We start from the raw sequence: 19,176 nt of genomic DNA on the forward strand, positions 1-19,176 counted from the left end.
AAACGTTTAGTTACTGTGGAAACTTTGAAATAGCCGGGCTGCCTGTGGATAACTTTGTCCGATTCAGGGTAAAATAGGACGTTTTCAGATTGACGTCAATATGCAAGAGTTTTGGCAATCCTGCGTGCATTCTCTGGCCCAGGAACTCCCTCCCGAACAGATGAAGGCATGGGTGCATCCCCTGTCTTTTCTCAGTTTTGATGAAGAACTGGGCGAAGTTCGTGTATCCGCGCCAAACGCCATCAAACAGAACTGGGCACGCACCAACTATACCCAGCGTATCCAGGAACTGGCCAGCAACTGGTTCAACCGGCCCGGCATCCGGGTCATCTTTCAGGTTGCCCGGCGCGACCAGCACCATGTTTCGCAGGTTCATGGCCCGGCTGTGGCCCCCCCTGCCGGTATGCCTGCCGTTGCGCCGGCCGGTGCGCCTGCGCCTCGTGAATATACGAACGGGTCCGTTCAGCCCAATGGCCATGGTGCCAGCGCGGCGCTGCATACGGCAGCGCGGGCCACTGCGGTCGTTGAACCCGCAGTAACAGGCAAAGAGCCGACAGTGGTTATCGAAACGGTCGGCCAGGCGCCGGAAGATCACGTATACAAACGTTCGCACATGAATGCGAACCTGACCTTCGAAAGTCTGGTTATTGGTAAATCCAACCAGCTGGCCAATGCCGCCTCCGCACAAATCGTGGAAAATCCGGGTGTCTCTTCGTACAACCCGTTCTTTCTGTATGGCAGCACAGGTCTGGGCAAGACCCACCTGATGCACGCCATCGGCAATGCGCTATTTAAGGCCGGCAAGGTCAGCCGTGTGCGCTATATCCATGCCGATCAGTACTATTCCGACATGGTCAAATCGTTCCAGACCAACACATTTGATGACCTGAAACGGTATTATCATTCGCTGGACCTGTTGCTGATCGATGACATCCAGTTTTTCCGCAAGAAAGAGCGCACGCAGGAAGAGTTCTTCCTGTTGTATGAAACCATGGTGCAGCGTGGTCGGCAGATCGTGATCACGTCCGATACCTATCCGCGCGAACTGCAGGATATCAACAGCCGGCTCACGTCGCGCTTCGATTCGGGCCTCACGGTACAGATCGAACCGCCTGAGCTGGAAATGCGCGTGGCCATTCTGTTGCGCAAAGCCGAAGAAAAAACGTCCATCGTCCTGAAGGAAGAGGCGGCATTCTTCATAGCGAAGCATTTGCGTAGTAATGTAAGGGAGCTGGAAGGGGCGCTGTCCCGGGTGTCTGCTTACGCGGGTTTTCATGGCGTAAAAATAATCACCGTTGAATTCTGCAAGGAAGCACTCAAGGATTTGCTGTCGGTATCTATCGGGCAAATTACCATTGAAAACATTCAGAAGACGGTGGCCGATTTTTACAAGCTGAAAGTCCAGGAAATGTACTCGAAACGTCGGCCGGCTAATATCGCCATGGCCCGGCAGATCGCCATGTACCTGGCCAAGGAATTAACGCAGAAAAGCCTGCCGGAAATTGGAGATTCGTTCGGCGGCAGAGATCACACAACGGTGCTGCATGCAGTTCGCAAGATTACAGAACAGCGTGCCAAGAACGCCGAGTTGAATCACCAGTTACACGTATTGGAACAAACCTTAAAAGGATAATCATGCAACTGTTACAAGCGAATCGCGATGCGCTGCTCAAACCGCTGCAAACGGTCGCCGGGATTGTAGAGCGCCGGCATACGATGCCGATCCTGGCAAATATTCTATTGCGTAAAGAGGGGAATAAAATTGCGTTTGTGGCAACGGACCTAGAGGTTCAGATCACCACGCATGCCGACTTCGGCGTGGGTGACGATGTGGAGTCTACAACGGTTGCCGCACGTAAATTGCTGGACTTTGTGCGCGCACTGCCTGCGGCCAACGAAGTCAAACTCAAGCTGCAGGACAGCAAACTCGGCATCCAGTCAGGCAGAAGCCGCCTGGAGCTGCAAACCCTGAGCGGTTCCGAATATCCAACCGTGTCGGTACCAGAGAGCTGGAACGTGTCGTTCACCATGCCGCAAAAGGCATTGCGCAAGCTGTTTGGCATGGTGCATTTTTCCATGGCCCAACAGGACATCCGTTATTACCTGAATGGTACGCTCATGGTATTTGAGCCAGGCATGGTGCGTGCCGTGGCCACAGATGGACACCGCCTGGCGCATGCCGCTGAAGAGATCGAAGGCATTCAGTCTTCCAGCGAAGTCATCCTGCCGCGCAAAACCGTTCTTGAAGTGCAGCGCCTGCTGGACGACAGCGACGAACCCGTCAATATTGACGTGTCCGCCAGTCAGATCCGCTTTACTTTCGGCGACATTGAATTGATTTCCAAACTTGTCGAAGGCAAGTTCCCCGATTTCAAGCGTGTTATTCCCAGCGATTACACCCGTCATTTCAACGTGAATCGGGAAGCGTTGCAAAGCAGTCTGCACATTGCATCCATTCTCATGACAGACAAGCTCAAAGGCATCAAGCTGAACCTGGAAAACAATCTGCTGCAAATGAAATATATCAATGCAGATCAGGAAAATGCCCAGGACGAAATCGAAATTGATTACAGCTTTGAGCCGCTCAGCGTTGGCTTTAATGTGACCTACTTGCAGGACGTGCTTTCCATGGCCAAAACCGAAGAGGTGATCTGGTCGGTCAAGCCCGATGTCAACGCCTCTGCACTGATCACACTGCCAGATGAAAAGCACTTCAAATACGTGGTCATGCCAATGCGTATCTAAGAACCGTGACAGCCGGCCCGATCTTTGCCCTGCAAGGGGGTGGCCGGTTATTGTTCACAGCGGGGTGCCTGTGGCGAGATGCACCGGTGAATTGTTTTTAATTTCAAGTGAAATATTGCCGCTGCGCTAAAACAGTCGCTTCCGCCAAAGCAGTTAATTAATCGAAGAGTTACCAACACTATGTCAGAAAATACCCAGCCAGTTCAGCAAAACGAATACGGCGCCGATTCCATCAGAATGCTCAAAGGCCTGGAGGCCGTACGCAAGCGTCCCGGCATGTACATTGGCGATACATCGGACGGTACCGGTCTGCACCACATGATTTTCGAAGTGGTAGACAACGCGATCGACGAAGCGCTGGCGGGCTATTGCGATGATATCGTGGTAACCATTCACACCGACAATTCCATTTCGGTTACCGATAACGGTCGTGGTATTCCAACTGACATACACAAGGGCGATGAGTTCCACCGCAGTGCGGCTGAAATCGTGATGACCGAACTGCATGCCGGCGGTAAGTTCGACCAGAACTCGTACAAAGTGTCTGGCGGTCTGCACGGCGTTGGGGTGTCCTGCGTAAACGCGCTGTCCGAGTGGCTGCGCCTGACCATTCGTCGCAACGGACAGATCCACCAAATGGAGTTCCGTCGCGGCGAACGCGTTGAACCTCTGAAAGTGACCGGCACAACCGATAAAACAGGTACCGAAGTGCGCTACCTGGCCGATACGCAGATCTTCGAGAACATGGAATACCATTACGAGATCCTGTCCAAGCGTCTGCGCGAACTGTCGTTCCTGAACAATGGCGTGAAAGTGCGTCTGGTGGATGAACGTCAGGGTAAGGAAGAGAACTTCGCCTTTTCCGGTGGTGTAAAAGGATTTGTCGAATACATCAACCGCACAAAAACGGTCCTGCATCCGAACGTGTTTGCCGTCTCTACTGAATCCAATGGCGATGGCCCGGCCATTACCGTTGATGTGGCCATGCAATGGAATGACAGTTATGGTGAAAGCGTATTGTGCTTTACCAATAATATTCCGCAGCGCGACGGCGGTACCCATCTGACCGGTCTGCGTGCCGCGATGACACGTGTCATTAACAAGTACATTACCGATAACGAACTGGCCAAGAAAGCCAAGGTAGATACCACCGGCGATGATATGCGCGAAGGCTTGAGCTGCGTACTGTCGGTCAAAGTGCCCGAACCCAAGTTCAGTTCGCAGACTAAGGACAAGCTGGTCTCCAGCGAGGTACGTCCTGCAGTGGAAGAGGCCGTGGCCCGTACACTGGAAACCTGGCTACTGGAAAACCCCAGCGATGCCAAAGCCATCTGCGCCAAAATCGTTGATGCCGCAAGAGCCCGCGAAGCGGCGCGTCGTGCACGGGAAATGACCCGTCGCAAAAGCGTGCTTGAAGGTGCTGGCCTGCCCGGCAAACTGGCCGACTGCCAGGAAAAAGATCCCGCCAAATCTGAAATCTATATTGTGGAGGGTGACTCTGCGGGTGGTTCGGCCAAACAGGGTCGTGACCGCAAGTTCCAGGCCATTCTGCCATTGCGCGGTAAAGTGCTGAACGTGGAAAAAGCGCGTTTTGACAAACTGATTGCCAGTGAACAAATCACAACCTTGATTACCGCATTGGGCACCAGCATCGGGCCGGATTTCAATATCGAAAAACTGCGCTATCACCGCATCATTATCATGACCGATGCCGACGTTGACGGCGCACACATTCGTACCCTGCTGCTCACATTGCTGTATCGCCAGATGCCGGAATTGGTTGAGCGTGGCTATGTTTATATTGCACAACCACCGCTATACAAGGTCAAGGTGGGTCGTGACGAAAGATACCTGAAGGACCAGGCCGAAGAAGCGCAGTTCATGATGCAGGTGGCCCTGAAAGACGCGGGTCTGGAAACTCATGAAGGTGCGCAACCCATTACCGACGATGCTCTGGCTGAACTGGCTCGCCAGTATGTGATTTCTGACAGCGTGATTCTTCGTCTGTCCAAAATCATGGATGTAGAAGCCTTGTCCGCCATTGCGGAAGGCGTTGTGATCAATCTGGAAGACGATGCGTCTGCCAAAGCCTCTGCCGAACAGATGCAGGCCGCATTGCAGGATCCGCTGCATCCACAGGCAGTGACGGTTACTGCTGAATATGATCAGGAAACCGAGAAACATCGTTTGGTGTTGCGTCGTATGCATCATGGCAATATCAAGGTCACTGTCTTCGACAGTCGCTTTGTGGATGGCACCGATTACGGCATCATGGCTCGCGCCGCGCATACCTTCAACGGCCTGGTCGGCAAAGGCGCACGCGTGTATCGTGGCGAAGGCGACAAGCGCAAGGAACAGTACGTGAGCGACTTCCGCGAAGCCATTCAATGGTTGCGTAGCGAAGCCGATCGCGTGGTGAGCAAACAGCGCTATAAAGGTCTGGGTGAGATGAATCCTGATCAGCTATGGGAAACCACCATGGATCCCAACGTGCGTCGTTTGCTGCGCGTACAGATCGAGGATGCGATTGCTGCCGATGAAATGTTTACTACGCTGATGGGCGACCAGGTGGAACCAAGGCGTGAATTTATTGAGCGTAATGCGTTGATGGCGGGGAATCTGGACGTTTAATTTTGTCGATTCTCATAATTAGTGAAAAAGTCGCACAATTAATGAAAATGCATTCTCACAATTAGTGAAAAAATCGGTAGCGACGATATAGATAGGTAAACAGGCTCTCGTTCTTTCGACGGAGCCTGTTTTCTTTTGGGCGGTGATTTGAGATGTTTATCGCGGACAAAAAACGGGGTGGTGCCGAAGTGATTCCAGTTGGGGGAGTACAGCTTCACCTGCCTTGGATAATTGGTCTGTCAAGGGAGTAGAATTCCAAACTAACGGTGGTGCTACTCAGTGGTTTAGTTCAGATAAGAGTGCTTGGAGCAAAAAATAATGGAAATACATATTCCTCAGACTGCCATCGAATATGTTGATAGGGCGTTAATAATGGCTAATAGACGTTATGAAGCTAATAGAAGCAAGCAAGAATTAGAATCAATTAGCTCTCTGGAGGTTATGTATGACTCGATCGTTCAGCAATTAACATTTGTCCGAAGAATTTTAACAGGAGAGGAAAAAGATAAGGCTCGGTTATGGGAGCTTACATTTGGTACGTACTCAGCAAAAGAGTTTGATGCTAGTGATCCTGTGTTTTTCGATAGATTAGGAGATGCTTTCTTTATCGCTTCTCAAATCAGACAAGGGTTGAAGGTGCGACTACCTCATGAAGTCGATCCTAATTACGAGACAAGGGAAAGAGAACTTCGAGCTAAGTATCCGCAAGAATTTAAGCCATAGCTGCAATAGCTCACCAAAGACAGGGCGGTATGATGCCTTGAATAAAGGGCAAATTTTATGAGTGGGCTACCCAGAGATTTAAGACACTAGCCAGCCTCACGCCGCGGCCTTCTCGAAGTTCGCAGGACTGATGCCACCCAGATGCCTGAGGCTGCGGTTAGTGTTTGGCCGTTCAAGCGCTCTGCTACTCTTAGCTCAGTAGACTGGGGATGTTTAGTCCGGGATAGCTATAGAAAGTGGTAATAGATTTTTTATTATTAAAAATCAATTGGTTATGGACTAATTTTGTTCTAATAAATATTTTCATTAATTGTGAGACAAATTCCGGAAATTTTCACTAATTATGAGAATTCGAAAATAGGTATTCTCACAATTAATGAAAAAAGCCTTTAAAATCAATGCCTCGATTTTCACTTATTCTGAGACCCGACATTAGGTTGTGCCGAATTTCACAATAAGTGCAATCGTCAAACAATTGGCGAGTTTATTCGGACACTAGAGCAATTAGTAAAAACAATAGGCAAATTTCTTAGAAATATTTGCCTATTGTTTTGTTATATTTAACGTTTGCAAGTCTATTTGAGGCGAAAGCTATCAGGTGGCTGACGCACGTGCTCATCAATATAAGCCGTATCGTAATTCGAATAGCGAATTTGCGTTGGATTATGTCCCCACTTTTTTTTCATCAACGTAGTCATATGACTATTGCTTGAGAACCCGTTGATCCTAGAGATCTCTTTCAATGATGCGCCGGAAGTCAGAATCATCCCTTTCGCCGTCTGTAAACGAGCAGTAAGAACGAATTCGTGAGGAGACTGGCCCAGAGATTGCCGAAATGCTCGCGTAAAGTGGCTTGGGGATAACTGGGCAACGCCAGCAAGTCTGTCGATTGTGAGTTTTTCGGAAAGATGGGCATGAATGTATTCGACTATCCGCTTTCTAGTCGTTGGTGTCAGTCCGCCAGTAATTTTTGTCTTTTGTGGTTGATTGGCTCCGAAATAACTGTACGTGCGAAGAACATGTATTCCAAAAAGCGTAAGCAAAGACTCAATGCTCTCTTCATGGAATAAAGACGCGGTTAGTAATTCATTACGTATTTCGGATGCAAGAGCTAGCGCCTTTTTATCAACTACGCCGAGTCTGGGTAAATGAAACTCAGGGATATTCTCTCCCCACTCATGATGTGTCAAGCGGTGCAAACGGCGTTCAGTTAATGCAATTAACATACTGTGCTTGGGATGCCGCCATTGGGAAAAAAGCTCTGAATGTTCAGGTACTATTTCGATGGAACCTGCCGGCGCTACATCGATAGTCCGGCGATCGCTATTGATAGCGATGGTTCGCTGTGGCTGAGCGGCCAGCATAATCAAGAAAAAATAGGCTTTGGTCGTAAAGTGGATGGTTGTCGGCGCGACATGCGAATTTGTTACTGCTGCGCCGTCGCCTTCAAATTTTCGTCCCCAACTATCGGGCACTGAATCCAGGATGCCTTCGCTACTCAATGACCATCTCCCTTATTGCCACCGATAAAAATTCGTTTTCGTAGAGACATTAAGCCTTTCGCCAAGAAAACCATGCGTTTTTTGCAAAATAGTCTCCCTGCGAATTTAAATTTCAGCAATACATATGTAAGTTATAGCAGATTTATGCAAGTAACAGCGGGATTTTGATATCAGTTTAAACGTAATTTTGCGCCGAATGATTATACTTTTGAATAACTAGTTTAGAAATATATTGAAATAAAGAATTCATGTTCTCTCCCTGTATCCATACAGGGAGTTTCTAAAATTAACGACAAATTGTAGGATGATCATGCGACGTAAGAATTGGCAATTAGCTACTTGCTTTGGATTGCTAGCGCCTGGCCTGGGTTTTGCTCAAAGTGCGGGTGCACCACCTAATTTCATCCCTGATGCCGAGTACAGGGCAAACTGGGGTGTGTCAATGATCAACGCGCAGCCTGCTTATCTCAAAGGGTATACGGGCAAGGGCGTCATTGTTGCCGTAGTTGATACGGGTTTGGATGTTGATCATGCTGAATTCAAGAATAGGATTTCCAGCGCCTTAAGAAACTTCGGCAAGGACAAGCCTCCCAATGATGTCAGCCACGGTATAGATGAAAGCGATGGTGAGATTGCGGGCCACGGAACCCATGTTTCGGGCATTATTGGTGCCGCACGCGATGGAAAAGGCATGCAGGGAGTCGCTTATGAATCGACGATTTTGCCGCTTCGAGCCGTGGGGGTAACTGGCAGTGATCCAAACGTTGATATTACAAATATTGCCATTAAGCATGCTATTGACGCTGGCGCAAAGGTTTTAAATGGCAGCTATGGTGAGCCTGATCCCCCTCTGCGAGAGGAAAAGACTGATAAAGATGGTAATTTGCTGAAGGACGAAAACGGTAGCTCAATTCCGAACGACAAATACGCTAAGCTGAATTATCAAGGCATTTTTAATAATCCTCAGAGCTTTGAGGACACGGCAAATACATTACGAGAAGCGGCACGCGCTGATATGGTACTGGTCTTTGCCGCTGGAAACGATGCTGTGTTTCAGCCAGATGGATATTCTGCAATTCCGAGCGGCCCCGCAATGCTGCCGTTAATCAATCCGGAGAATACTAAGGCTGGAGTACTCTACAACTTCATTGATACCTCCAGGGATGACTACGATCCAAACAATCCGGACACTTACTATGGTTTTGACAGCAAAACCACGGAGTATGCCGAGAATTTGGATTTCTCTGATTTGAAGGGGGCCATCCTTGCCGTTGTGGCCGTCGATAAAGACGGAACGATTGCCAGTTATAGCAATCGTTGTGGAGCAGCAGCAGCTTGGTGTCTGGCAGCGCCTGGCGGCGATTTGCAGGATGGTTCCCACAGTGCTCCGTATTCCACGTGGCCGACATCTACCGGAAAACCTTACAAAGAAGAGGATGGGACTTCTGCCGCCGCACCGCACGTGGCGGGCGCCGCAGCGGTGGTACGCTCCGCCTTTCCTTATTTTGATGCTCGCCAGACGATCGAGACCATCCTCACCACCACTACGAAATCCGGATTATTTGAAGATGCCGCGAAGTATGGTCAAGGGCTCCTGAATCTAGGGAATGCAATCAATGGCCCTGGAGAATTCCGCTATCAAGGCGTTTTCGATGTTGATACGCAAGGCTATGACTCGGTCTGGACCAATGCGATTAAAGGCGTTGGCGACCTCACCAAGAGAGGAAACGGCATCCTGGCGCTGACGGGCAAAAACACCTACACCGGAGGCACTACGGTGCTTGGAGGCACCTTGGGCGTTGAAGGTCGCGTTGAAGGCAATGTGAGCGTATCCGATCGCGGTGTGCTTGCCGGGACAGGGTCGGTAGGGAACGTAACGCTCTCTCAAGGCGGTATGGTTTCTCCTGGAAGCACGCTGGACGCAGCCCAAGTCGTTAACGCATTGACAGTAACTGGCGAGTTTATTCAAGGAGCCGCATCCAGTTACTTGGCTCAATTGGCAGCCGATGGAAAATCGGACCTGATAGATGTTAATGGTCGTGCAACGATCGATGGTAGCGCATCCGTTATTATTCAGCCGGAAACAAGCAGTACGATCCGATTAAATCATCGCTATACCCTGATAAGTGCAACAGGCGGCGTATATGGAACCTATGGCACCGTAGTCAAGCCGGATACGCCCTTTGTTGATATGAATCTGATCTACGATTCTCGTAATATGTTCCTTGATCTGGCACGTAGCTCCGTTGCCTTTGCAGACATTGCGGATAGTCATAATCAGCGTGCTACGGGTGGTGCAGTCGAGAAACTTGGCGCAAATAATGCAATTTACAACAGCATGCTTTTTCTGTCCGATTGGCAGGCAAGAAATGCATTCGATCAATTATCAGGTGAAATCCATGCATCTATTCGGGCAGGTTTGGTTGAGGATAGTCATTTCGTTCGCGATGCGGCCAATGATCGACTGAGAGCCGCTTTCCGCAGCACTGGCTCCGCAAGCGTCTCTGGATTGCGCTATGGTACAGGGGCACAATCCGCGGCTCCAGCCGCGCCCGGCGAAATCACGTTTTGGGGGAAAGGCTTTGGTGCTTGGGCACAATTTAAGGCCGATGGTAACGCCGGGCGTTTTAGAAAGAGCACCGGCGGGTTCATCCTTGGTGGTGACCGATTTGTCGGTCAAAATTGGCGTCTCGGTGTGCTAACTGGATATAGTCATACCTCCTTTCATGCTAATGGACGTGCTTCATCAGGGTCCAGTGATAATTTTCACTTGGGTCTTTACGCGGGTACGCAACGCAATGCCTGGAATTTCCGGTCGGGTCTTGGATACACTTGGCATCGAATCAAAACCAACAGAAGCGTTGCCTTTTCCGATTTTTCTGACAAGCTATCTGCTCGTTATAACGCGGGTACATTCCAGGCGTTTGGCGAGCTGGGTTACCGGGTCGACACTGCTGTTGCAGCGCTGGAGCCTTTTGCCAACTTGAGCTACGTACACTTTAAGGCCAAGCATTTCTCTGAAGATGGCGGGCTTGCGTCTTTATCAGGAAAATCCCAGTCTAACGGTAACATATTCACGACCGTTGGCTTAAGGGCGACATCGACTTTCGAGTTAGGCGCAACAGAGGCGGATGTCCATGGTGGCATCGGCTGGAGGCACGCCTTCAATCGCGTGAATCCTAAAACCGATCTTTCGTTTAACAATCAAGCGTCATTTAGCGTCAAGGGGACACCGATAGCGAAAAATGCAGTCGTTTTGGAAGCCGGTTTAACTGTGAAAATGGGTAAAGCATCATCAATTGGTATTGCTTACCAAGGCCAGTTTGGGTCTGGCGTGAGAGAGCATGGCCTTGAAGCGAATGTAGCCGTGCGGTTCTAAGTCATTGGCATCGTTACTAACGAAACGACATGAATTAGTATTGAAATTTTAAGGATACACAATGAATATTCGAATTAACAAGATGAATGGTCGAATTCTTCTGGCTGTCGCGATGAGCGTACCATTCATTCAGGGGTGTACGACTGCCGAAGATGAGGCCGTCAATCAGATGTCAACGACTCAGCAAGTTAAGTTGATAGAAGCAGGCGAAGATAAACAATTCAATGAATGGTTTAACAAAATTTTGGCTCAGATCAAGGCTGATCCGACTTATAAGCGCATGCCCGTCGACACTAAAAAACAAGAGCTGGACTTATACGTGTGGCTCCACGAGGCATATAGCAAAAAAATCACAAAGCAAGAGCTGACACAGAGATTGAATACCGCTTATCCTAATCATACTTACGAAGTTTCTTTTATCGTCTCTCGCGTGCCATAGTGATTTACGAGTTTCTATCGTCGCGTTGTGCGGATAAAACCAGGCTAATGCACCGATAATGAGCCTTTCATATGGGCGCATTATTTTGCATGCACCTATTATTTTGTATGAAGCGCTATGTAGACGGCCTCAATCTCTGGCAATCGTTATTGTCGAAACCGCCTTGCTTTGTTAATTGACTCTCAGCCAATTTAGGACTTCTTCATGAAAACATTTTTCTTATTTGCGCTCTTGGCATTATCCACGCAGTCAGCCTACGCACTAAACTGCAATAATGCCACCACGCAAGCTGATATAAACCAATGCGCGAATGCCGATTATAAACATGCAGATGCTCAGTTGAACAAGGCATACAGGGAGGTCTATAGCAGAGCGGATGCTACTCTGGTGCCACAATTGAAAACAGCACAAAATGCTTGGATAAAGTTTCGCGATGCCGATTGTTCGTTTCAGACTTCCTCCGCAAGAGGCGGCTCTATGTACGCTTCCGTTCTTGCTGGCTGTCTTGAGGTGAAAACGTTAGCACGGACTAAAGAACTTAGCGCTCTATTGCATTGTAAGGAAGGTGATACAACATGCGTTTTCTCCGGCAATTGAATGCAGGATTCTATGAGCTCAACGTAATGAGGGAGTAAATTTATCGGAGCTGTACGAGATAGACTACAGATATTGCAATCAAACTCAGGTTCGTGTGTTTTCTAGATTCGATAGGATGCTGGTGCTAGAAATGGCAATACGAGGCGCAGCAACGCATCACCAGTATAAGCACATGTATTCCGCGCATCCATCCAATCATCTAGAAACGGTTGCCCAACGGCCCCGTGCGCAAACTGATCCATTTGCAGCTTTAAATCACACAGTGCCTTTACCGCGTGATCCATTGCCTCGGGTAATTCTTGTTGGATCACAAACCTATCATTTACCCCGTCTGGGGAGGGTTGAATAGGCTGGGTAATCGTCATGCTGTGTATTACTACGCCGGTTGGTCGAATATGCATTTTGGTTCCATTGCGGCAAGAATGGGACTTCCTCTACAAAATGCACTACGTGGCGCTGGTCAGGCGCAAGGCTTGGACAACATCGGGGGGAGTGGGGGCCAAAATACAGAGACGGGTGACGATGAAGCCGATGCGCAGGCGATTACCGCTGGGTATAATCTTGGTTTACGTAAACAGCTAGTAACACGTGACGATGTACTCAATATATTAAATGCTCCCCCTGGTTGGATAGGAAGAGGATTATGAAACTTCGTTGGTTTAAATTTAGCATTCTAGCTGTAATTCTGCTCATCTTGCTTGTTTGGATTGCCCTGATATTCATTGCTAACAGGCTAGCTCAACGCGATTTTGCAGCGACACCGTGTTGGTTCATTCAAGAGGATCAGCCGCACAATATACCAAAACTGGTGCCTGGGCCGCAGGGCTTCTACATACCAAACCCTTTACGCCAACTCAACCGCCGTTTTGTGGGGTTAGGTCTTGATGAGCCGAGTATATATGCTCCACACTTCGCTGTTGCCGCATTGGATGCTGATGGCCGTGCGGCCCTTTGGGGATGGAGTTATCGGAAGATGGATTTGTGGTCTATAAGCGAAAGAGCGCAAAGTCGGCGAATAGGTCGTTTGGTTGACTTCATAAGTGAAGAAAAAATCCGTGCAGCTTGTCCCGGCTTGAAGCAACCGCTGCAAACGGATCGAATACGCGGGGCAAGGGATAAATGAATATTTGGAGAGTCATATGCCATCAGCAGCTCGTATAGGCGATAACGCATCAGGTCATGATGGAGCGCCAGAGACGCCGGGCACAGAGGCATCTCCACATGTCTTCATTGAGGCCATCCCTGCTATGCGTCAGGGAGATGCCTTCGGTGGAATGCACGGCCATGCGTCGGGTGCATCTGGGTATAAATCAGAAACCCGAGCATTCTACCCTGCGCCAAATGCGCAAGCGTGGTCAGATTCCCAATGCCTACCGGCAGCAGTCCATACGACGCAGGCCGTGCATATGCTCTCAACGCAAAGTTGTATATATAAATAAAGAGATTACACAAGCGAAGCTGAGCAGTACGGCACGAACGTCTCTGCGGACTTTATCAGCTCAGTCACTGACCAGGTCATAGAGCAAATGCAGGCCTGGCAGGTGCTGGCGCTTGAACCGATAAATCCGGTCGTGTTCTTCGATGCGCGTCTTTAACGCGTTCAGGACGCGAGGCTAGCAGGACATACTGATTGCGGTGACCTGTTAATCAACCTTCCGATGCCTGCTCTTCTCTCTCTTCGCGCAACGCTCTATATTTTACGCCCCACCCTTCGGGCACCATTACTACTACAGGAACAGTTCTATTTAAATGAATGACGTCTTTTTTCGCCCTCACATCCACTCTTCTTTTCCAGGCATCGCCGCACTCGCCCTGTTCTCCATATAATTTGTTATTAGTGTCCAACTCCCAATACATCAGCCCTCTACCCGGTACTAGGTTGGGATTGAATTGCCCACCTATTTTATTTTTTCGGCAATTTACCTCAATATTCTTGAACGCCCACACCTCGATTTTTTGCACATCTTTTTCTATTATTTTTTGACTATTTATTATGTATCTAATATACCCTTCTTTGGCTTCTGGGTATTGCCTTAATATGTCATCCCCCTGTTTTACCTCATCGGCATAAGCCGCCTTGGCAGGTAACAACAATACCATTGCTATCAGCGACAATGCACAAGCAACTCTAATCATTTCATTCCTCTTTCATAAATAAAATGCACCCGAGCCACAATAATGGCCGGGCGCATTATTTCCCCTGAAACATCAATGCACTGTTTCATCCTTGATTTTTTTACCGCCACTTTCCCTTATCGCATCTGCAGTCCCCTGTATATATGCTTTTATGGCGCTAACATCATCTTGCGACAGCTTGTCAGTAAAATCCGGCATCCCTAAGCTATAGAATGGCCCTTTGAATACAAAAATGCCCAGATTCTCCACTATATTTTTATCCACGTACGCAAGATTTGGCAACGCTCCGCCTTTTGTCGCTCCTGGGGCTCCGTGACAAGTTGCACAGGAACTCGTATAGAGCTTCTCTCCATATTCTATTTTCGACGGGTCATAATCAACGCCTTCAACTAATTTTCCTGTCCCTTCCTGCAAACTTCCGGGAGAAACGGCTTTACCGCCCAGCTTAAACGTATATACAGTGCCGGATCCACGCTGTTCAGCCACCTTTCTGGGCAATCCATATGCACCACCCCAGCCTACTGGTATTGAGATATATTGCTCTCCATCAATTTCATATGTTGCAGCTCCAGCTCCTGCCCCACCATTCAAATCAAACTTCCATAATTTATCGCCGGTCTCTGCATCATATGCTATAAATTTCCCATCAGCCGTTCCTTGGAATACCAAGTCCCCACCGGTAGACAACACACCTCCATTCCAAGGGGCATCATATCTAACCCTCCAACGCGATTTTTTTGACACCGGATCCCATGCCACTAGCTCACCAAACTCGCTAACAGCGCTGCTACTCCCCATTGTTTTTGCTTCGTTCCTGCCAATAATCGAGCCTCTCACCCCGGGTTTCGGATCTTCAAAGCGCCAATCCATTTGATCCTTATATGTTACTGATATTTGTTGAGCCGGTATATAAACAAGCCCCGTATCTTTGCTGTATGACATAGGCTGCCAATTATGTGCGCCCAACGGTCCTGGTATCTGCAAATATTCATTTTTTGTGTCTCTTGCTGCCGCAAATTCTATTGGCCTTCCACTCTCGTCGTACCCTTTCGCCCAAGTGACGTCCATATAATTTTTAGCGGATATAAACTTCCCTGTCTCTCTATCTATCACATAGAAGAATCCATTCTTCGGAGCATGCAATAATACTTTTCTTAAATTGCCATCTATTTTTATATCAGCCATAATTATTGGCTGCACCGACGTATAGTCCCAGTTATCGCCTGGCGTCTCTTGATAATGCCACTTATATTCACCGCTGTTAGGGTCTATAGCAACGATAGACGCTAGATATAGATTGTCGCCACCTGCTGGGCTCCGAAGTGCTGCCGCCCATGGATTTCCATTTCCTGTGCCAATATATAACGTATCAAGCTCTGGGTCATATACCATAGAGTCCCAGACAGTTCCGCCTCCACCGTTCTTCCACCACTCCCCAGCAGGGTCCCAGGTCTTGGCAGCCTTCTTCATCGCCTCATTCTCAAAGGGCTCTTTTGGGTTTCCAGGAACGGTGTACCATCTCCATTCCTTTTTTCCGGTATCTACATTGTAAGATGTAATATACCCACGTCCAGAATACTCCGCTCCTCCGTTACCTATAACTACGTGACTTCCCGCTATTCTTGGCGCACCAGTTATCGTATAGAACCCCTGTTCTCCATCGAATGTATCTTTCTCCCAGACGACCTTCCCGGTAGATGCATTCAGAGCGATTAGCCTCCCATCAAATGCAGCTACATAAACCTTATCTCCAGATAAAGCAACGCCTCTATTTACCGCATCACAACAGGCTTTGACACCCCATTTCCCCTTATCCACCTCTGGATCATATTTCCATATGCTTTCTCCAGATTTAGCATCAATGGCATGAACGACCCCCCAGTTAGAGGTTACATACATTATGCCATTCGCGACTACTGGGGTTGATTCTATTCCTCGGCTACTTTTTAAATCATAAGACCAGGCTAGACCCAATTCTTTAATGTTAGATTTATTTATCTGATTCAATGGACTATAGTGCGTCTCATGATAATCCATTCCAGTTGTTAGCCATTCCGCACCTTTTGCTGAATTTTCTATTATTCTATTCTCTGTGACTGGCTTATATTTAGGTCCGCTGTTTTCCGCATGAGCGCCGGTAATTGTCATACCGAACACCATAGATGACATAATAGCTACAGCTGTTCGCGAATTCATTTTATCTCCTCAGTTAAAAATACCATTTATAAATCTTCTAATTTAGCCTTGACGCGCTCGGGCGTGAACGGGATCTGGCGCGGGCCGGTGGCGTCAAAGACGGCGTCGCTGATGACAGCAGCGGTGGGGTTGGTGGAGGGCTCGCCACCACCAGTGAACTTGTGTTCGGGGTTGTTGTTGACGAGCATCATCTCTATGTCGTCGGGGATTTCGGAGAAGTGCAGGCTGGTGGGGTGGCCCGGCAGCTTGCCGTCCCGCTCGCGCTTCTTGTCATGGGCCGGGCGCTCGTCCCAGCCGTACTTCTGCACTGCGGCCTTGAGCACAGCTATGGCGTGCTCGTCCTCCATGTGCTGCGGGTGAAAGGGCGGTTGATCCTTGCCCGCAGCGGCCGCCAGCTCGTCGGCACAGGCCTCCATGACAAAGGTGGTCTCATGCTTGCTGGGCGAGCGCAGCCTGGCAGAAACCTGACCATCAGCTTCCAGCGCGTCCTCCAGTTCATGGACGCTAGTCGTGCCCATGACCATCGACAGGCGCTCGAACGGGAAGGCCAGCTCCTCGGCGACAATCTGCGCCAGCGCGTTGAGTGAGCCGTTGCCCTGCTCTATGTTGCCGGTGAACAAGGTGGCAGTGTTGTCCGGGTGGATGGCCAGCCAGGCATCGAGTCGGGCGGCGTCCACTGACTGTGACTCGGGTACGTCCAGCGTGGTGATCTCGTGGCCCTCTGCCTGCGACAACGGGGTCACGCAGGGCATATGGCCTTGCCATCCAGGTGCACCGTGCAGGCGCCGCACTGGCCCAGGCCGCAGATAAACTTGGGGTCGTACAGTTCCAGCCCATCGCGCAGGACGTAGAGCAGCATGGTGTTGGCCTCAACGTCGATACCCTGCGTGCTGCCGTTAACTTTCAGTTTCAATTCACTTGTCATTTTTCTGAACTTTCACTAATTCTCCAGGCTGGATAACAATTAAATCCGCAAAACTATAAGTTTTAAAATCAATTGAATTCACGAGAAGCAAAAACTAATTACACACAAGATCGCCTCAAGGTTCCTTACAGTCGTCCCTCTATTCATGTTGCCGCACGCTATGGAGGGTAGGATACGCAAGCTATACGAGCGCACATACACAGTCCTTTTCATCGTGTCGTTTAGATTAAACACGTGAATTAGATGACATGTCAAGGAACTCAGCTACGCTACGCATAGCCTCCTTATGCACAGAGAATATTTGTACAACTTCCGGAAATTTTCACTAATGATGAGAATTCGAAAATAGGCATTTTCACAATTAATGAAAAAAGCTTTAAAATCAATCCCTTGATTTTCACTAATTGTGAGTCCCGACAAAGTTGTCTGTAGGTAAAGTCATAGCCTGAGATTTTGTGGGCCATAAGTTGAGAAACGCTTGGTGTCGATTTCACATTAAGTGCAAATGGGTCGCAATTAATACAGTATCCAGAATTTGCAATTGATCGTTGTATTAAAGGCAAGCTTATACAGGCTTGCCTTTATTTTTTGAGACTAGTAATAATGCGGGATCAGGTATTTGGCAGAATAGAATTTTATAGTCAGTACAGACGGTCGGACTGTATTTTTAGTCTGAAAACAGATAGTTAAAAGGACGATTCAGTATGAAGAAAAAACATGTCGGAATTATTTTTGGAGGAAAATCAGCTGAGCATGAGGTTTCCCTTCAATCGGCGAAAAATATACTTGAAGCCATTGATAAAACAAAGTTCGACGTAACGCTCATTGGCATTGATAAAAATGGCGGCTGGCACCTTAATGAAGCGTCGAGTTTTTTATTAAACGCAGAAAATCCGGAGCTTATCGCTCTGAATAGGTCTGGCAGACGTGTAGCACTTTTCCCCGGACAGCATCTAAATCAATTGGTCGAATCAGACGGTGCCCAAAAGTTTTCACAACTGGATGTTATTTTTCCAGTTGTTCACGGCACTCTTGGCGAAGATGGTTCTCTACAGGGCCTTATGCGTATAGCTAACCTTCCGTTTGTCGGTTCCAGTGTGCTCAGTTCTGCAATATGTATGGATAAGGACGTATCCAAACGTTTGCTTTATGCAGCTGGGCTTAATGTTGCTCCCTTTATAAGCGTGAAAAAACACAACAGAAAGAATTTAAGCTTCGAGTCTGTATGTGAGCAGCTTGGGTTGCCATTATTTATTAAGCCGGCTAATCTGGGTTCGTCGGTGGGAGTGAGTAAGGTTATGACGCAGGAGGAGTTTGAGGCAGCTCTATCCACGGCCTTCGCTTTTGACAATAAGGTTTTGATAGAGCAGGCCATTGATGGCAGAGAGATCGAATGTGCCGTGCTCGGTAATGAGAGACCGGAAGCCAGCCTGTGCGGTGAAATAGTAACCAGCGAGAGCTTTTATTCTTACAACACCAAGTATATAGAGTCAGAAGGTGCAAAAATAGTAGTCCCCGCTCAGCTTAGCGAGGGGACTAGTAATCATATACGTAGTACCGCCCGGAAAGCGTTTGAAGTTCTGGAATGCTCAGGGATGGCAAGGGTCGATTTCTTTTTAACCAGGGACGAAAAATTAATTGTAAATGAAATTAATACGTTACCTGGGTTCACCAACATAAGTATGTATCCCAAGCTATGGGAAGCCACCGGCTTAAGCTATAGCGATTTGATTACACGCCTCATTGAACTGGCAATTGAGCGCCATCACCTTGAAAGTCAACTGCAAAGCTCTGTATCCAGGGATTGATATGCAGATATTTCATGGAAGTCAATATCGCCGTATAGCAATAAACAGCGTGATTTTGTGAGGGCTGGAATGTGCATTAAATGTGAGACAAATCC

At 48.5% G+C, this 19,176-nt stretch carries 15 protein-coding genes and 2 pseudogenes; 12 read left to right on the forward strand and 5 right to left on the reverse strand.

Annotation, left to right across the window (positions count from 1 at the left end; translation table 11 throughout):
• Positions 1 to 100: 100 nt before the first annotated feature.
• From dnaA to MIM_RS00020, 5 genes and pseudogenes are all read left to right on the forward strand, one after another.
• Positions 101 to 1,633 carry a chromosomal replication initiator protein DnaA gene (gene dnaA / locus MIM_RS00005; protein WP_025370698.1) on the forward strand — a complete coding sequence of 511 codons (1,533 nt, stop codon included), beginning with the start codon at positions 101 to 103 and terminating at the stop codon, positions 1,631 to 1,633.
• A 2-nt stretch (positions 1,634 to 1,635) separates the two neighbouring features.
• A complete protein-coding gene (gene dnaN, locus MIM_RS00010; RefSeq protein ID WP_025370699.1) occupies positions 1,636 to 2,745 on the forward strand; it encodes a DNA polymerase III subunit beta in 1,110 nt (369 codons plus the stop codon).
• 180 nt (positions 2,746 to 2,925) lie between these two features.
• Positions 2,926 to 5,376: a DNA topoisomerase (ATP-hydrolyzing) subunit B gene (gene gyrB / locus MIM_RS00015; RefSeq protein WP_025370700.1), complete on the forward strand. Its 2,451-nt coding sequence runs from the start codon at positions 2,926 to 2,928 to the stop codon at positions 5,374 to 5,376.
• Between the two features lie 217 nt (positions 5,377 to 5,593).
• Positions 5,594 to 5,695: pseudogene (locus MIM_RS23615) on the forward strand (hypothetical protein); the annotation flags it as partial.
• A complete protein-coding gene (locus tag MIM_RS00020) occupies positions 5,695 to 6,099 on the forward strand; it encodes an immunity protein Tsi6 family protein (RefSeq protein ID WP_025370701.1) in 405 nt (134 codons plus the stop codon). The pseudogene MIM_RS23615 and the gene MIM_RS00020, both read left to right, overlap by 1 nt.
• A 575-nt stretch (positions 6,100 to 6,674) precedes the next feature.
• On the opposite strand, the gene MIM_RS00025 is transcribed toward MIM_RS00020, so the two are convergent.
• The gene (locus MIM_RS00025; protein WP_042069750.1) at positions 6,675 to 7,601 is read right to left on the reverse strand and encodes an AraC family transcriptional regulator; all 927 of its coding nucleotides are present in this window, start codon (positions 7,599 to 7,601) and stop codon (positions 6,675 to 6,677) included.
• A gap of 310 nt (positions 7,602 to 7,911) precedes the next feature.
• Between MIM_RS00025 and MIM_RS21900 the strand changes: the two genes are divergently transcribed.
• The 6 genes and pseudogenes from MIM_RS21900 to MIM_RS22755 form a co-directional block, all read left to right on the forward strand.
• Entirely contained in the window at positions 7,912 to 10,980 is a 3,069-nt protein-coding gene (locus MIM_RS21900; protein ID WP_158318676.1) for an autotransporter domain-containing protein, read from the forward strand.
• Between the two features lie 61 nt (positions 10,981 to 11,041).
• Positions 11,042 to 11,419: a hypothetical protein gene (locus MIM_RS00035; RefSeq protein ID WP_025370704.1), complete on the forward strand. Its 378-nt coding sequence runs from the start codon at positions 11,042 to 11,044 to the stop codon at positions 11,417 to 11,419.
• Between the two features lie 204 nt (positions 11,420 to 11,623).
• A complete protein-coding gene (locus MIM_RS00040; protein ID WP_025370705.1) occupies positions 11,624 to 12,016 on the forward strand; it encodes a lysozyme inhibitor LprI family protein in 393 nt (130 codons plus the stop codon).
• A gap of 368 nt (positions 12,017 to 12,384) precedes the next feature.
• Positions 12,385 to 12,663: a polymorphic toxin type 44 domain-containing protein gene (locus MIM_RS23620; RefSeq protein WP_407638174.1), complete on the forward strand. Its 279-nt coding sequence runs from the start codon at positions 12,385 to 12,387 to the stop codon at positions 12,661 to 12,663.
• Positions 12,660 to 13,139, forward strand: a complete 480-nt coding sequence (locus MIM_RS00055) for a hypothetical protein (RefSeq protein ID WP_025370708.1) — start codon at positions 12,660 to 12,662, stop codon at positions 13,137 to 13,139. Before MIM_RS23620 ends, MIM_RS00055 begins: the two co-directional genes overlap by 4 nt.
• 334 nt (positions 13,140 to 13,473) lie before the next feature.
• A pseudogene (locus tag MIM_RS22755) lies at positions 13,474 to 13,602 on the forward strand (transposase); the annotation flags it as partial.
• A gap of 61 nt (positions 13,603 to 13,663) precedes the next feature.
• On the opposite strand, the gene MIM_RS00060 reads toward MIM_RS22755, so the two are convergent.
• The 4 genes from MIM_RS00060 to MIM_RS00070 all read right to left on the reverse strand — a co-directional run bounded on the left by MIM_RS00060 (position 13,664) and on the right by MIM_RS00070 (position 17,273).
• A complete protein-coding gene (locus MIM_RS00060; RefSeq protein WP_025370709.1) occupies positions 13,664 to 14,152 on the reverse strand; it encodes an ecotin family protein in 489 nt (162 codons plus the stop codon).
• A gap of 72 nt (positions 14,153 to 14,224) precedes the next feature.
• Entirely contained in the window at positions 14,225 to 16,348 is a 2,124-nt protein-coding gene (locus MIM_RS00065; RefSeq protein WP_052342249.1) for a PQQ-dependent dehydrogenase, methanol/ethanol family, read from the reverse strand.
• 26 nt (positions 16,349 to 16,374) lie between these two features.
• Positions 16,375 to 17,100: a molybdopterin cofactor-binding domain-containing protein gene (locus MIM_RS21905; RefSeq protein WP_052342250.1), complete on the reverse strand. Its 726-nt coding sequence runs from the start codon at positions 17,098 to 17,100 to the stop codon at positions 16,375 to 16,377.
• The gene (locus tag MIM_RS00070) at positions 17,088 to 17,273 is read right to left on the reverse strand and encodes a 2Fe-2S iron-sulfur cluster-binding protein (protein WP_052342251.1); all 186 of its coding nucleotides are present in this window, start codon (positions 17,271 to 17,273) and stop codon (positions 17,088 to 17,090) included. The genes MIM_RS21905 and MIM_RS00070 overlap by 13 nt, the downstream gene beginning before the upstream one ends.
• Positions 17,274 to 17,977: 704 nt before the next feature.
• On the opposite strand from MIM_RS00070, the gene ddlA reads away from it, so the two are divergent.
• Entirely contained in the window at positions 17,978 to 19,081 is a 1,104-nt protein-coding gene (ddlA, locus tag MIM_RS00075) for a D-alanine--D-alanine ligase (RefSeq protein ID WP_025370711.1), read from the forward strand.
• Positions 19,082 to 19,176: the final 95 nt, after the last annotated feature.

This window comes from Advenella mimigardefordensis DPN7 (genome assembly GCF_000521505.1).
Classification (GTDB): Bacteria; Pseudomonadota; Gammaproteobacteria; order Burkholderiales; family Burkholderiaceae_B; genus Advenella; species Advenella mimigardefordensis.

Coding starts and splice junctions, on each gene's coding strand:
- dnaN (WP_025370699.1), top strand. CDS start 1,636: ATGCAACTGTTACAAGCGAATCGCGATGCGCTGCTCAAACCGCTGCAA.
- MIM_RS21900 (WP_158318676.1), top strand. CDS start 7,912: ATGCGACGTAAGAATTGGCAATTAGCTACTTGCTTTGGATTGCTAGCG.
- MIM_RS00070 (WP_052342251.1), bottom strand. CDS start 17,273: ATGACAAGTGAATTGAAACTGAAAGTTAACGGCAGCACGCAGGGTATC.
- MIM_RS00035 (WP_025370704.1), top strand. CDS start 11,042: ATGAATATTCGAATTAACAAGATGAATGGTCGAATTCTTCTGGCTGTC.
- MIM_RS00040 (WP_025370705.1), top strand. CDS start 11,624: ATGAAAACATTTTTCTTATTTGCGCTCTTGGCATTATCCACGCAGTCA.
- ddlA (WP_025370711.1), top strand. CDS start 17,978: ATGAAGAAAAAACATGTCGGAATTATTTTTGGAGGAAAATCAGCTGAG.
- MIM_RS00065 (WP_052342249.1), bottom strand. CDS start 16,348: ATGAATTCGCGAACAGCTGTAGCTATTATGTCATCTATGGTGTTCGGT.
- gyrB (WP_025370700.1), top strand. CDS start 2,926: ATGTCAGAAAATACCCAGCCAGTTCAGCAAAACGAATACGGCGCCGAT.
- MIM_RS21905 (WP_052342250.1), bottom strand. CDS start 17,100: ATGCCCTGCGTGACCCCGTTGTCGCAGGCAGAGGGCCACGAGATCACC.
- MIM_RS00055 (WP_025370708.1), top strand. CDS start 12,660: ATGAAACTTCGTTGGTTTAAATTTAGCATTCTAGCTGTAATTCTGCTC.
- dnaA (WP_025370698.1), top strand. CDS start 101: ATGCAAGAGTTTTGGCAATCCTGCGTGCATTCTCTGGCCCAGGAACTC.
- MIM_RS00020 (WP_025370701.1), top strand. CDS start 5,695: ATGGAAATACATATTCCTCAGACTGCCATCGAATATGTTGATAGGGCG.
- MIM_RS00060 (WP_025370709.1), bottom strand. CDS start 14,152: ATGATTAGAGTTGCTTGTGCATTGTCGCTGATAGCAATGGTATTGTTG.